Origin of the sequence: Haladaptatus sp. DYF46 (assembly GCF_021083305.1) — an archaeon.
Taxonomy (GTDB): domain Archaea; phylum Halobacteriota; class Halobacteria; order Halobacteriales; family Haladaptataceae; genus Haladaptatus.
Genome location: NZ_JAJFAY010000001.1, coordinates 1,578,627 through 1,591,731 on the forward strand (window position 1 = coordinate 1,578,627; position 13,105 = coordinate 1,591,731).

Here is a 13,105-nt window from a genome sequence, read left to right on the forward strand (position 1 = left end):
TGACTCGCGGATATGCACCCCGATGACTTCGCCGACGCAGTAGCGGACGAGAAAGCCACCGAACTCGACCGTCTCGGCTCACAACAACTCCTCATCTCGCTCACCGATGCCGAACTCAAACCGCGGACCGTACTCGCCGCGGCGGCCGAAAGCGAACACACCGCGGCCGAGACGTTCGACGGGTGGGCCGCGGGGGCCGACAGCGAGCGCGCACGGGAGACGTTCGAGCGACTGGCCGACCAAGAACAAGGCCACTACGAGCGCGTCGTCGCGGAACTGGACGAGTTCGAACCCGGCGACGCGCTCGATCCGATGCACGACTTCCTCCGTGGACTGGACGACGACATCGAACGCGGCGGCGCTCTCGTCGGGCGCTCGTTGGTGGGGGAGCGGACGCTCCTGCAAGTGGTGAGTTTCTTCATCAACGAGGCGGACGAGCGTCGTGCGGACGTGTTCCGCGACTTGCGCGCCGACACGCGGGAGAACGTGGAGGACGGCGTGGGTATTCTCTCCGACCGCTGTGAGAGCAATGGAGATTGGAACCGGGCCTTCGACGCGGCCACGGAAACCGTGCAAGTCGCCTACGACGACTACGCCGACACGCTGACCGGGATGGGACTGGACCCGAAACCCATCTGTTGAGGTCAGTACCGTCGTCGCCGTCCGTCCTCGATGGCTCGACGAAGTTCGTCGGCGCGTTCGGACCCCACGAGGAGGGGCCGCGTTCCGTCGCGCGTGATTCGCACGCCCTCGCTTCCGTCCACGATGTACGCCGTTCCCTTTTCGTCCCACGAGAGTCCGTCGCGGGTGAGCGAGAGACCCCATCGGATTCCCCACCCGCCGTAGTCGCGCATGGCGCTGTACTCGGACGATTCGACCGCCGTAATCTCTTCGAACGGAATCCGACGAAACCGGAGGTGGAACGGGAAGAATTTGAGATACAGTCCGTCGTCTCGCACTTCGGTCACGAGGACGGCCCGATGAATCAGGACCAACGGCAGGACGAGCGCGAGCAGAGTCAACGCGCCGTTTCGAATCGCTTCGCGGGTGATTCCCCCGTACTCGTCGGCGAAGATAACCCCTAACAGGAGGAGTATCGGAACGTTCGTGACGAGCAGGAACGCCCACAGCCACCCCTGTCGGAAGCGCTGTGTTTCCCGAAACCGCGGGTCGCCGCTCATTCCTCCCTATTTCGTCGGTGACGAAATATATGTTCGGTGTAGCTACATTTATACCTCGACTCACACAACCCGCCCCATGGTCAGTGGCTCCCGGATTCTCAGCCTCACGTTCGCACTGACGCTGGCGATCACCACCCTCGTCGGTCCGTTGGCGGACGCCCTCGACGTGAGAGGTAACTCGGGGATTTTCGGCGCGTTGGGCGTCGCACTTCTCCTCGCGTACGTCCTGCTCTCGTACAATCCCGACCTCTACGTCGATGGAGTCTGGCACTTCGCGTTCCTCGTCTTTCTGCTCTCCGTCGGGGTTCACGTCCTGCTCGGAACGGGGCTAACGGACGGAAACGCGACGCCCGCCCAAATCGTGCTGGTGTGGCTGATCGCGGTCGGTGCGGTCGCGGCGGCGTTCAGAACGACCGTCATCGAGCAGTTGCGGGTGTGATCGAGTTTTGACGGCGTTCGACTCAGAGATACTTCCGAAGCAGGTCTCCGTCGTGGAGGTTCTCGGGAAGTGCGCCGAACCACCGGGCCGCCGAAATCTCGTCTTCGTGCGCACCCAACCGCGACGCATCGGGTATTTCGCCGTCGGCGCGCGCGGCGTACACGACGTACTGAGCAGAAAACCGCTGCTCACCGGTTCCCACCTCCACGTACGACTGCTCCAGAACGACCAGCGGTGCGTCGATGGTCGCGTCCAGACCCGTCTCCTCACGCACCTCCCGCCGTGCCGCCTCGGCGGGTGTTTCACCGAATTCGACGCCACCGCCCGGGAGAATCCATCCTTCGGACCAGCCGTTTTGGACGAGGGCGATCCGTTCGTCCGCGTCCCGAACCCGTGCCGCCGCAGTCCGACCGGTGCCGTCTACCGCCCAGTCCCGAAGCGACGCCAGTTTCGCCGCCGGGAGACGAATCGTCTGTCGTTCGCGCGGCGTCTTCGGCGGAAACTCGTGAGACACACCGCATCATCCTCGGCCGATTATCAAAAATACAACCATATCCGGATCGGTTCGACGCGCCTCGGTCGACGCGACGGTTTGGAAAGCGGTCGGTTCACCGGGATCAGTGGTCAGTCATCGCGTTCAATTTTGGACCGAAGGTACGCGCCGACCCCGGCGAACCCGCCGAGAGCGGTGAGGAGACCGAATCCGGGTTGTCCGTCCGAGGTGGTCGTCGTCCCGGTCGTGGTGCTAGTGAGATTCCCGTTTCCGCCCGACCCCGTCGTTTCGGTTGCGCCCGGCGTTCCCGACGTGGTCGTTGTCGTGGTCGTCGTTTCGGACATCGTCGTCCCCGGTGTCGTCGTTTTCGTCGTCGTGGTGTCCGTCGTCGAGACCGATGTGGTGTTCTCGCTTGCGGTCGTCGTGGTCGTTTTGCCCGCGGTGGTTGTCGGTTCCGTGGCGGTCGTCGTGGTCTCGCTGGTCGTGGTTGTTTTGCCCGTCGTGGGTTCCTCGGTCGTCGTCTCGGTTTCTTCAGTGGTCGTCTCCTCGGTCGGCGTAGTCGTCGGGTCTTCGGCGTTCCCGAGGACGTGAAAATCCCCGTACCTCGTGTACATCCAGTCCGTCGTCGAACCCAACGGGTACGTCGCCGTGTACACCTTTCCGTTCACGACGACGGGCGAGTTGGCCGCCGGACCGTACTCCTCGGTGTCCCATTCCCCGAACTCGTGTCGCCAGTCCAATTCGCCGGTCGTCGTGTTCAGCGCCAGAACGACCGCGTCTCCGGTTTCCGTCTCCGGGTCCGCTCGCCCGCCGGCGTACAGCGTATCTCCTGCGACGGACACGGCACCAGCGAGCGACGCGTCCGCTTCGTACGTCCACGCGTCGTAGCCGTTTTCGACTTCGAGAGCCTGTATCGCGTCGTTTATGCGGTAAAAGACACACCCGTTGGCGACCGTCAGTCGGTTGCCGAACCAGTATCCGCTCATCGCGAGGGTGTGGGTCCACAGTTCGCGGCCGTCCTCCACCGACCGCGCTTTGATGGCGTACTCGCCGCTTCGGTTCTCCGTGCTGAACACCCGACCGTCCGCGACCGTTTGCAGGACGTCGCCATCCCCGGAGACGTCCCATCGAACCGACCCGTCGTCCGCGTTCAGCGCGACACCGTTCCCGCAAAAGAGCGCCCCGTCACCGAAACACGTGACCCCGCTGGCGGCCTCGGTTTTCCAGACGACGTCACCCGTGTCGGGGTCGAACCGCGCGATTCCTCCGGACACGTCGGCGAACAATCCCCCGTCCGCGACCAACGGGTTGTCCATCCGGTTGGATTCCTCCACGTGCCATTTCGTCTCGCCGGTACCGCTGTCCACGGCGAAGAATCCCGTCCCGCTGGCGTCCTCGGAACCGCGCGTACCGAAGTAGACGGTCCCATCGCCGACCGTGGGGGTCCCCGGTCGGGAGATATCATCACGCTTCCACACCGTTTCGTCCGCGTCGGGGTCGTAGGCGGCGACGTACCCCTCGCTGGACGACGGGGTGAGCGCCGTCGTCACCGCCATGTACACCGTTCCATCCGCGACGACGGGTTCGGTCGTGTACATGCCGCCGTTCATATCGAACGACCGTTCGGTGGTCACGTTCGATCCGGGACCGCTCTCCTCCGTGGCACCGGTTCGGCCCGCGTTTCCGCGGAACGTCGTCCACGAACCCCCCGCGTCGTCGGCCCCCATCGCGGGGAGTACGAATTCGCTACCGACCGCGGCAGTGGTGCCGAGAATCGCTGCCGCCTTGAGAAAATCGCGCCGATTTGTCGCGTGCATGCTCCTTTTGGAAGAATTGCCACCGAATATACTTTGTGCAGATTAAATGCTTAAAAAACTTTCTGATAGTGACATCGGATACATCTGTCCGAAAACAGTCGTACTATTTCGAATTTCGCTTCTATCGGCGATTTGGGGGCGACAGTATCGAATCCATACCTCCTTGTGAGGCGCAATTATCAGAAGGAGATCTGTTCTTCGAGGGGTGAATGTGACCCCTGAAACGCATCTCCGTCTTCAATCGTCACGGGGTCCTTGAAGTTATTCCTCGTCGAACAGCACGAATCGAAGATTCGTTGGCTCGACGCGGCGTATGCCGCGTCGAACAACGCGGAGTAGAACTCCGCTGGCTTGAGGAAGCTTACGCTTCGTCGAACAGCGTGAATCAGAGATTCACTGGCTCGACGAAGAGTACTCTTCGTCGAACGACGCAAATTGGAAATCTGCTGGCTTGATGAGGCTACGCCTCATCAAACAATTCCTCACCCTCGACCATGTGCGCCTCCACGGCGTCCATGTCGAGCGTCAGGCCGAGACCGGGTTTCTCGGGAACGGTGATGTAGCCGTCCTCGATGACGTCCTCTTCCACGAGGTCCTCCCACCAGCCGAGTTGATAGGAGTGGTATTCGACGGCCAGCGAGTTCGGGATGGCGGCACCGACTTGGGCGCTCGCCATCGTCGCCACCGGCGAGGAGACGTTGTGCATGGCGACCGGCACGTAGTACTGGTTGGCCACGTCCGCGATTTTGCGGGTTTCGCGCATGCCGCCGACCTTCGGCAGGTCGGGCGCGATGATGTCCACGGCGAGGTTCTCGATGAGACGGCGCTCCTCGGTGACTCGATAGCGGTTTTCACCGACGGCGATGGGCGTCGTCGTGGATTTCGTCACTTCCTCTTGCACTTCGAGGTTCTCCGGCGGAACGGGGTCTTCGAGCCACCACACGTCGAAGTCCTCGACGGCCTTGGCGAGACGCTGTGCGCTTCCGGCCGAGAACGACCAGTGACAGTCGAACGCGACGTCCGCGCGGTCCTTCACTTGTTCCGTGACCTTTTCCACGATTTCGGCTTTGTGGCGGATTTCCCCGTTGCGAAGGTGGCGATTCGCGCGGTCCTTTTCGAGACCCGAGGGGACGTCGAGGTCGAACTTGAGCGCGTCGTAGCCGAGTTCGGAGACGACACGTTCAGCCTCGGCGGCACAGGCGTCCGGGTCCGCCTCGTCGGCGGTGTGACAGTCACAGTACACGCGAATCTTGTCGCGGTACTTTCCGCCGAGGAGTTGGTAGGCGGGGATGTCGAGAATTTTGCCCGCGAGGTCGTGGAGGGCGATTTCGATGCCGGAGATGGCCGTGATGGTGACGCCCTCGATGGAGCCTTCGCCGGACATCTTCTGGACGAGATGTTCGTAGAGTCGGTCGATGTCGAGCGGGTTCTCGCCGACGACGAACGGCTTCATTCGCTCGATGAGTTCGGGGACACCGGCACCCCAGTAGGCCTCACCGGTGCCGACGATTCCGGCGTCGGTGTACACGCGGACGAGCGTCCACGGGAAGTTGCCGTCGACCATCGTCGTCTGAACGTCGGTGATTTCGATGTCGCGCTTGCTTCCACGGGATGCCGTCGCACCCATCGTCTCGCCGGAGAGGTTGCGCATCGTGTACTCTGCGTTGGGGTCGTGCAGCGTCGAATAGTCGCGTCCCATACCGGCGGGTACTCCGCCGGGAGTAAAAGTTCACGTGGTATCGTCCGTTATTACTGGTGCACGTCGACTGGAACTTCCGCGCTGATCCACGCGTGGACGGAATCTTCGGTCCGAAGTTCGTATCTCCCGCGTCGATAGTACCCGACCACCCGCGGTTCGGTCTGCTGTTCAGGCATCTCGGTTACTCCTTCGACGCCTCACATCCTTACTATTCACCAGTTAACCGATTACGACCCGCGATAGGCCCACCGTTCTCGTCCGTCGAACCGCGTCCGATCATCTCCGCTCGTCGTCCGAACGGTCGCTCCCCGTATCGATTATACACCGACTAACCGCGATGACGGGTGCGAAACGGTCGATCGATTTACCGATGACGTGCGGTTTTGAGCCTCCATTCCCTCGGAACCGACCGCGAGAGCGGTTTCGAACCGTCGCTCCCGACCGTCGGCCGGAACTATCAGGAGTAGCACCGCTACTTTCAGGTGCCCCGCCGTTGTCGGCGATTCCATGACTCATCGGTGTACGAGACGGGGGTTCCTCGCAGCCGGTGCCGCGTCCGCGGTTTCTCTCGCCGGATGCGTCGCCGACGCATGGGGTCCGCCGGTGGATATTCGGGGGGCGATGTACCTCCCGGCCCGAGCGATGAACTCCTTCCAGATGTGGCACACATACGAACGCGGCGTCACGGAGCGCGACATGGGGTTCGCCGACCGACTGAACCTGAACGCGATTCGAACGTGGTTGAGTTACGAGGCGTGGCAGGAGGACCGAGCGTCGTTCGGCCGCGCGCTCGACCACTTCCTTTCGACCGCCGACTCGCACGGCATCCGGGTCCTCCTCGGCGTCTTCGAGGGAGTGGGTCGTCCGCCGACGCCGCAGAACCTGCACGACACCGACCCGTGGACGGGAACGTCGGTCTGGTCGCCGGGAAAACGAGTGATGCGAAACGCCGACAAATGGGACGGGCCGAAGCGATTCACCGACTGGGTGATGAACCGCTACCGCGACGACGAACGCGTCCTCGCAATCGAAGTGATGAACGAACCCGGATGGCGGCCGTGGAAGAAGCGGTTCGCCCGCGAGATGTTCGAGTTCACGCGTCAGCGGCGTGGCGACGTCCCGCTGACCGTCGGCGCGACGAGTTTCGCAAACGCCACGGACTACTACGACTGGGGAATCGACGTGATACAGTTTCACTACAACTACCCGAACACGACGGACATCTACAGCGGCGTTCTGCAGCAAGCGAACGAACTCAAACGGAGCGTCAACATGCCCGTCTGGTTGACCGAGTGGCAGCGCGTCGCCGACTTCGGGTGGGGACAGAAGGAGGTGTCCGTGGCCCAGCGCGGCCCGGATTACGCGTCGCTCGCACCCGTCATCAAAAAGTCGGGCGTCGGCAACTTCTTCTGGTCGCTCATGCTCAAACCGGCCTACATGCTGAGCCAGCGAAAGCGCGGCATCCTGAACGGCGTCTTCCACGAGGACGGTGCGGTCTGGAGCACGGAGGACGCGAGCGCCCTCAAGGCCATGTCCGGCGACGGCGAGTTCGACGGACGGGAACGAAAGGAGTGGCCCGACTGGGCGAAGGAGGTCATTCGGAAGGCGTGAGTCCGGCGTACGCCATCACGTCGCCGTGGTCGAAGTTCCCGTCTCCGTCGAAGTCGAGGGCGGTCCGCTGTTGTTCGGGGATGTCGGCGAATCCGACCGTCTCGGCCGCGGCGACTATCGGGAGCGACGCGGCGTCCACGACGCCGACTTTCCCGTTACCGCTCACGTCCTCGTAACGTCCGTCGCCGTCGGGGTCGAGCGGTGGTCCGACGGTGAACTGCACGCCGAAGACGTTCACCAGCGCCATCGGCGCGTAGATGTCGATGGCGTCGTTGTGGTGGATTCGATTGCGGTGAATGTCGTCGTCCCACGCGTCCGCGAGGACGAGGCCGCGAAGGCCGTCCCTGACCGTGTTGTTCACTAACCGAGCGTCGGCGTCGGTCACGCCGATTCCGATGGCGTTGTTGAAAGTGACGACGTCGCGCACCGTCACGGCGGACGAATCCTGTACGTAGACGCCGCGATTCCAGTCCTTCGTTCGGAGGTTTCGTACCGTCACGTTCGACGCGCCGTCGACGTGAACGCCGCTGGTGTCGCTGACGCCGTATCCGTCCAACGTATGGCCGCCGCCGTCGAACACCACGTCATCCGTGCGGATTTTGATACACCCCGTCGAGATGGCCGCCTTCCCGTTGTGGATGTCGTGTGCGAGGACGTAGCGTCCCGGTTTCGTGATTTCCGTACAGGAACCGACCGTCGTGGCGGTTTGCGGTGCGGTTGCCGTGGCCGATGTGGCGGTCGCGCTGGCGACCGGTGGACCGCCGACGTGGGCGGCACCACCGACGACGCAGAGGAGAACCAACCCGACGACGAGAACGCGCGAGGGAAGCATGGTCCCACGCACGACGGGGTTCCTGTTATACGCTCTCCTCGTAAGGGTAGCCTACTCGGAAGAAAGGTCCCGTGTGAACGGGGAAACCGACCGTACGCGCCGATAATCAGAGCATGTCGAGCGCCCGAAGGTCGGATTCGAGCGCCGCGCGGTCGGATTCGTCCATCTTCCGGAGCGGACTCCGTAGCGGGCCGGGGGAGAAGTCCAAATCGAGCACGTCGAGCGCCGTCTTCACGCCCGCCATGTACGCCCCGCCCTTCAGCGCGCTCCGGATCGCATACACCTCGCTCTGGAGTTCGCGGGCCCGTTCCTCGTCGCCCTCGTCGTAGGCGTCGTAGAGGGAGACTATCAGTTCCGGGAACGCGTTCGCGACCGCGCTCACCGTTCCGGTACAGCCGAGTTGTAGCCCCGGAAGAATCAGCGAGTCGGACCCCGAGAGGAACGTCAGTTCAGGGTTGGCGTCGATTGCCTGTCCGAGCCACGGGATGTCCTTGCTCGAATCCTTGAGTCCGGCGAGGTTCGGAATCTCGGCGAGGTCGTCGAGGGTGTCGAGCGACAACGAGTTGCCCGTCTTGCTCGGGATGTGGTAGATGTACACCGGCAGATCGACGGCCGCACAGACCCGTCGATAGTGTTCGACCGCCGCATCGTGATCCAACGGGTAGTAGTACGGCGTGACGACGACGAGGCCGTCCGCGCCGACGGATTCGGCGTGTTCGGCGTTCGCGACGGTTTCGTAGGTACTCGGCGCGCCGACGCCCGCGATGACCGGCACGTCGTCCACGGCGTCCACGACCGCTTCGACGACGCCGCGTTTCTCCTCGCCGGTCAGCAGCGGGAACTCGCCGTTCGTTCCGAGCGGGAAGACGCCGTGTACGCCGCCGTCCACGACGTACCGCGCATGGGCCGCCGTGGCTTCGTAGTTCACCGACTCGTCCTCGTGAAACGCCGTAATCGTGGGCGGAACGACGCCGTGCAGGGAAAGCGGGTCGTCCGTCCCCGGTTCTGGTGCGTGCGACATACTCGGACGCTCGTCCCCCGACCCAATAAGCGGTTTCGTCTCGGGAGCAGTTTTTCGAGACTGAGTAAACTTTTTGTTGCAGGGGTTCGAACGTGTGAGTATGAACGTCACAGTCAAACTTACCGGCCCGATGGTCGCGCGCACCGGAACCCGCGACGCACGCGTGGCCGTCCCCGACGAGGCAACCGTCGAGGACGTCGTCGAACAACTCGGCGAGCGCTACGGCCCGCAAGTCAGCGCCGGAATCGCGGACGGACTCGGCATCCGATCGGACACCTCCCTCGTCCGGGAATCCGACCACGAACCGCTATCGGTTCACAGTCCCGTCGAAGCGGGCGACACCGTCTGCGTACAGGTTCACGCCTGAGTCGACACGACGCCTCCCACACTCCCGGTTTCTTTTCCGTTTCATCTCCCTTCGACAGAAAGCTTATATCGGATTCTGACACGATACCGTCATGAAGGCTGAACGAGCGGTGGTCTCGTGAATCGGCGGCGAGTCATCGGTGCGCTCTGCTTTCTCCTCGCTCTCGCGTTCGCGGCGAACACGCTCTGGTTGGTTCCCGACGGTAACGACCTCCGATACGAGTATCGGGCGGTCGAGTTAGATCACTCGCACACGACCCACTACGTTCGACAGTCCTCGTCGGTCCGATACTGCTCCCCGAGGCTCGCTCGCACCTGCGGATTCGAATTCGCGGCGATACACGGCGGCGTTTCGGTCGGCGCTAACTTCTCGCGTTCGTGGTCCGACTACGAGTACATCCAGACCGGCGACGGGTTTTACGAACCGACCGTCGAGGCGAAAAACGGGACGACTATACTCACGGCGCGGAACGTCTCGTTCGCCACCGTGCTGGCGAACGTCACGTACGACCCGGAGTCAGCAACCGGTCGAGCGGGTCCCAAACTCCGGACGGCGATTCGAACGGGACAGGTCCGAACGGGGTCGGAGATACCTCGGCCTCTCCGCTTTCTCAACGAGAGCGGCACCTACTACTATCTTCAAACGTCCCACGTCGGACCGGCCCATCCGTTCCTCGCCCCTCGGCTCTTCGCGATCCGCATTTTCCTGTGGCTCGCGACGATTCCGCTCTCCGTGGTCGGCGGCGCGTACTGGTACGACTGAGTTCAGAGGTACTCGCCCGGTGCCTCCTCGAACTCCTCTCGATGGTCGTCCGAACAGAACCGATACTGACGGCCGAGGTGGCGCGTTACGAACTCCGTTTCCCGATTCTCGTACAGTTCCGTACCGCAGACCGGACATTCATTCATACCGAACGGTTTGCGGGCCGAAGGAAAGTCCGCTGTGCCTGCATCAGCAACCCTATCCCAACCGCGCCAACCGATTCAAGGCGTACACCGTCCGAAGCACGTCACCCGCCTTCCCGCGGTCGAAGATGAGTTCGTCGGTACGGACCACGTGGTCAAGCACGTCGCCCGATGCGTGTTCCGGCGCGGCACCGATGCCGCAGTCGTTCTCGTTCGCCCACTGCATCACGCGAAGGTCGCTCTTGCTGTCGCCCATGACGAGCGTGAACGGATCCTCGACGCCGAGGACGTCCAACGCGGCTTCCACGCCGACGACCTTGTTCAACTCCCGGCTTCCGATCTCGGCGGCGTCGCCCTCGTAGTAGGCCACGTCGATTCGGTCGAAGGTGTCCCGCACGTCCGCCGGTATCTCCTCGACTCCCGCGTCGGGCGTCCCACCCTTCGCTTCGAGAACGCCGCGAATCTCGGGGTCGCTGTCGGCGTAGTACGCTCGCGCCCACTCGCTTCCGTCCTCGACAACCGTCTCGCCGAGCAGGTCGAGTTGGTAGACCAGCGCGTCGTCGATGACCTCCACCGCCCGCGAACTCCCAGTCTCGAAGTTCGGCTTCATCGTGATGTTGAACTCGTTGCCCTGCAAGTGGGTACACCGACGGAGTTCCTCCGGCGCGGACGAGAGCACCCGCGAGCGAACCGTGTCGAAGACGTCACGGATGTCCTCGTCTAGCTCCTCGAACAGCAACCGCTTCGTCTCCGCGCCGTGCCCCGGCGTGAACACGCCCGTCCCCGCCTCGTAGACGATGCTTACCGTCCCGGAGTGGACGATTTCGTTGCCGAGTCCCTGAATCGTGAACCCCTTCACGTTCTCCAACGTCTGACCCGTGCAGACGACGATGGGGACGCCCTTCTCGTGGAACTCGGTCAGCAGGTTGAGTACCTCCCGCGGAATCTCGTTGTCCGTTCCGCCCGCCGACCGAAGCGTCTCGTCCACGTCCAACACGAGCGCGTTCACCGACCGGCCGTACTTCGAGTAGAGGTCGAGCGCGGTGAACGCCTGGTCGCGCGTGGCGTGGGCCGCCACGTCCGCGTAGGTTTCGCCCGCGTCGAATCCGTCCCGAATCTCGTCCTTCCGTCGCTCCAGTTCGTCGCTCGCGGACTGCCAGTGTTCCAGCGCGACGCGGGAATCGACCGGCGGAAACACGTCCACGAAGTCCTGATACGCTCGGAGCGTCTTCGCGTCGAACTCGTCGTAAAGCCGATAGAGGGCGTCGTAGCGTTCCATACTGGAAGTGGGTCGCTTTCCGGGATAAAGGTCGGGGGCAGTGGATGCGTTTGCCCGTTACTCCTCGATGGTGGTGTCCTCCTCGCCGACCCGCTTGCTGATGTCCACCTGATAGTGTTCGAGGATATCGCGGCCGAGGAGGACGGGGTTTTCCATGTGGCTCCGGTCCTCAATATTTGCGGAGACGGTGTAGTGGTTCCCGGCGATGCCGACGACGATATCGACCACCGGACGCGTTCGACTCGACTTCGAACTTCCCGAGCGGATCCGCGAAGTCCGTCGAATCGGCCCCGCGCCGACGTCGGCGGCGATACCGGTGTCGATGCTCGTCCGACTCGCGCCGGTGTCGGATTTGGCGACGACCGTCGCCGACCCCGTCGTCCCGCTGACGACGACTTCCGTCGTGTACCCGATGGTCGGTTGCTCCGATAGTTCGCGGCGGCCGGTGGTGGGTTTACAGGACGGGACGGCGTCGTCGAGCGTCGCGGTCAGGTCCACGACTCGGTCCTCGTCTACGGACCCGCCCGCCGTCTCGATGGCGGCGCGGGCGATGTGCGGTGCCGGACTGTGGCCGGTCGCCTCGAAGAACCCCTTGAACCCGGCGGTCGGGTTGACTTCGAGGACGTACCAGTCCTCCTCGTTCCGGATGAGGTCCACACCGGCGTAGTCGAGGCCGATGGCGTCCGCCGCGTCGAGCGCTATCCGTGCGACCTCGTCCGTGAGTACGTCGCCCGCCGCGCTCACGTCGCCGCCGAGTGCGACGTTCGTCCGCCACTCCTCCTCCGGGGCCGAGCGGATCATCCCGCCGATGACGGAGTCACCGACGACGTAGACCCGGAGGTCGCTGTGCGGACCGTCCTCCCCCTGTTCGATGAGTTGCTGGACGAACGCCTGTCGCTTTCCGACGCGGGAGCTGATGGGGGCGTTCAAATCTACCTTCCACGTCCCGCCGCCGTGGGTCCCGATGGCCGTCTTGTACACCGCCTCGGAGCCGTACGGTTCACAGAGTTCGTTGAGTCGCTCCGTGGAAAGCGCGAGGATGGCATCAGGAACCCGAATCCCTTCCTCCGCCAACCGCACCGCGGCGGCGAATTTGTGCGTCGCTCGTAACACCGACATCGGTCGGTTGAGCGTCGGGACGATGCTCGCGAACATGTTCACGAGACCGAGCAGTTCGTCGGGATACTCGGTTTTCGAGAGCAACAACCGATTTGCGATGACGTCCACGTCCGGTTCGAGGACGAGTTCGCCGTCCCGTATCTCGACGGACGTGTTCTCCCGACGAAGCCAGACGGGTTCGTGACCCAACGCTTCGACGGCGTTCAAAATGGCTTTCGTCTCCTTGCTGTTGTGAAGGCTCAAAACACCGACCCGTACCGTCGTTTCTCCCGACATTGGTATGTCATTGGCTAACTTAGCTCAAAACACTTATTGCTCTGTTACTAGCAGTTTCCGACGTTC

At 63.2% G+C, this 13,105-nt stretch carries 15 protein-coding genes; 5 read left to right on the top strand and 10 right to left on the bottom strand.

Going from position 1 to position 13,105, the window contains the following annotated elements; translation table 11 throughout:
• Positions 1-12: 12 nt before the first annotated feature.
• Entirely contained in the window at positions 13-642 is a 630-nt protein-coding gene (locus tag LJF34_RS08660; protein ID WP_231184543.1) for a rubrerythrin family protein, read from the top strand.
• 2 nt (positions 643-644) lie between these two features.
• Here the strand turns inward: LJF34_RS08660 and LJF34_RS08665 are convergent, their stop codons facing one another.
• On the bottom strand, positions 645-1,181 hold the full coding sequence (locus LJF34_RS08665) for a hypothetical protein (protein ID WP_231184545.1): 537 nt from the start codon (positions 1,179-1,181) through the stop codon (positions 645-647).
• Between the two features lie 76 nt (positions 1,182-1,257).
• Here LJF34_RS08665 and LJF34_RS08670 point away from each other — a divergent pair, with 76 nt between their 5' ends.
• On the top strand, positions 1,258-1,620 hold the full coding sequence (locus tag LJF34_RS08670; protein ID WP_231184547.1) for a hypothetical protein: 363 nt from the start codon (positions 1,258-1,260) through the stop codon (positions 1,618-1,620).
• Between the two features lie 22 nt (positions 1,621-1,642).
• On the opposite strand, the gene LJF34_RS08675 is transcribed toward LJF34_RS08670, so the two are convergent.
• The 4 genes from LJF34_RS08675 to LJF34_RS28895 form a co-directional block, all read right to left on the bottom strand.
• On the bottom strand, positions 1,643-2,134 hold the full coding sequence (locus tag LJF34_RS08675) for an NUDIX hydrolase (RefSeq protein WP_231184549.1): 492 nt from the start codon (positions 2,132-2,134) through the stop codon (positions 1,643-1,645).
• 110 nt (positions 2,135-2,244) lie between these two features.
• Positions 2,245-3,930: a PQQ-binding-like beta-propeller repeat protein gene (locus LJF34_RS08680; RefSeq protein WP_231184551.1), complete on the bottom strand. Its 1,686-nt coding sequence runs from the start codon at positions 3,928-3,930 to the stop codon at positions 2,245-2,247.
• Positions 3,931-4,390: 460 nt separating this feature from the next.
• Positions 4,391-5,629 (bottom strand): mandelate racemase/muconate lactonizing enzyme family protein, encoded by a 1,239-nt coding sequence (locus tag LJF34_RS08685; RefSeq protein WP_231184553.1) that lies wholly within the window; start codon positions 5,627-5,629, stop codon positions 4,391-4,393.
• A gap of 50 nt (positions 5,630-5,679) precedes the next feature.
• Positions 5,680-5,805 (bottom strand): hypothetical protein, encoded by a 126-nt coding sequence (locus LJF34_RS28895; RefSeq protein ID WP_255665794.1) that lies wholly within the window; start codon positions 5,803-5,805, stop codon positions 5,680-5,682.
• Positions 5,806-6,136: 331 nt separating this feature from the next.
• On the opposite strand from LJF34_RS28895, the gene LJF34_RS08690 reads away from it, so the two are divergent.
• Entirely contained in the window at positions 6,137-7,240 is a 1,104-nt protein-coding gene (locus tag LJF34_RS08690) for a cellulase family glycosylhydrolase (protein ID WP_231184556.1), read from the top strand.
• On the opposite strand, the gene LJF34_RS08695 is transcribed toward LJF34_RS08690, so the two are convergent.
• Both LJF34_RS08695 and LJF34_RS08700 read right to left on the bottom strand, forming a co-directional pair.
• Positions 7,224-8,072, bottom strand: a complete 849-nt coding sequence (locus LJF34_RS08695; RefSeq protein ID WP_231184559.1) for a NosD domain-containing protein — start codon at positions 8,070-8,072, stop codon at positions 7,224-7,226. The genes LJF34_RS08690 and LJF34_RS08695 overlap by 17 nt on opposite strands.
• 106 nt (positions 8,073-8,178) lie before the next feature.
• Positions 8,179-9,093, bottom strand: coding sequence for a dihydrodipicolinate synthase family protein (locus LJF34_RS08700; RefSeq protein WP_231184560.1), 915 nt, complete (start codon positions 9,091-9,093; stop codon positions 8,179-8,181).
• Positions 9,094-9,193: 100 nt separating this feature from the next.
• On the opposite strand from LJF34_RS08700, the gene LJF34_RS08705 reads away from it, so the two are divergent.
• Together LJF34_RS08705 and LJF34_RS08710 are read left to right on the top strand one after the other, a co-directional pair.
• The gene (locus LJF34_RS08705; RefSeq protein WP_231184561.1) at positions 9,194-9,460 is read left to right on the top strand and encodes a hypothetical protein; all 267 of its coding nucleotides are present in this window, start codon (positions 9,194-9,196) and stop codon (positions 9,458-9,460) included.
• Between the two features lie 117 nt (positions 9,461-9,577).
• A complete protein-coding gene (locus LJF34_RS08710) occupies positions 9,578-10,222 on the top strand; it encodes a hypothetical protein (RefSeq protein WP_231184563.1) in 645 nt (214 codons plus the stop codon).
• 2 nt (positions 10,223-10,224) lie between these two features.
• On the opposite strand, the gene LJF34_RS08715 is transcribed toward LJF34_RS08710, so the two are convergent.
• Genes LJF34_RS08715 through LJF34_RS08725 form a run of 3 tightly spaced genes read right to left on the bottom strand, consistent with a single transcriptional unit; the run spans position 10,225 to position 13,039 of the window.
• Complete coding sequence (locus tag LJF34_RS08715) at positions 10,225-10,368, bottom strand: YHS domain-containing protein (protein WP_231184566.1); 144 nt, start codon at positions 10,366-10,368, stop codon at positions 10,225-10,227.
• Positions 10,369-10,420: 52 nt separating this feature from the next.
• Positions 10,421-11,644: an HAD family hydrolase gene (locus tag LJF34_RS08720; protein ID WP_231184567.1), complete on the bottom strand. Its 1,224-nt coding sequence runs from the start codon at positions 11,642-11,644 to the stop codon at positions 10,421-10,423.
• 57 nt (positions 11,645-11,701) lie between these two features.
• The gene (locus tag LJF34_RS08725) at positions 11,702-13,039 is read right to left on the bottom strand and encodes a RimK family alpha-L-glutamate ligase (RefSeq protein WP_231184569.1); all 1,338 of its coding nucleotides are present in this window, start codon (positions 13,037-13,039) and stop codon (positions 11,702-11,704) included.
• Positions 13,040-13,105 lie beyond the last annotated feature (66 nt).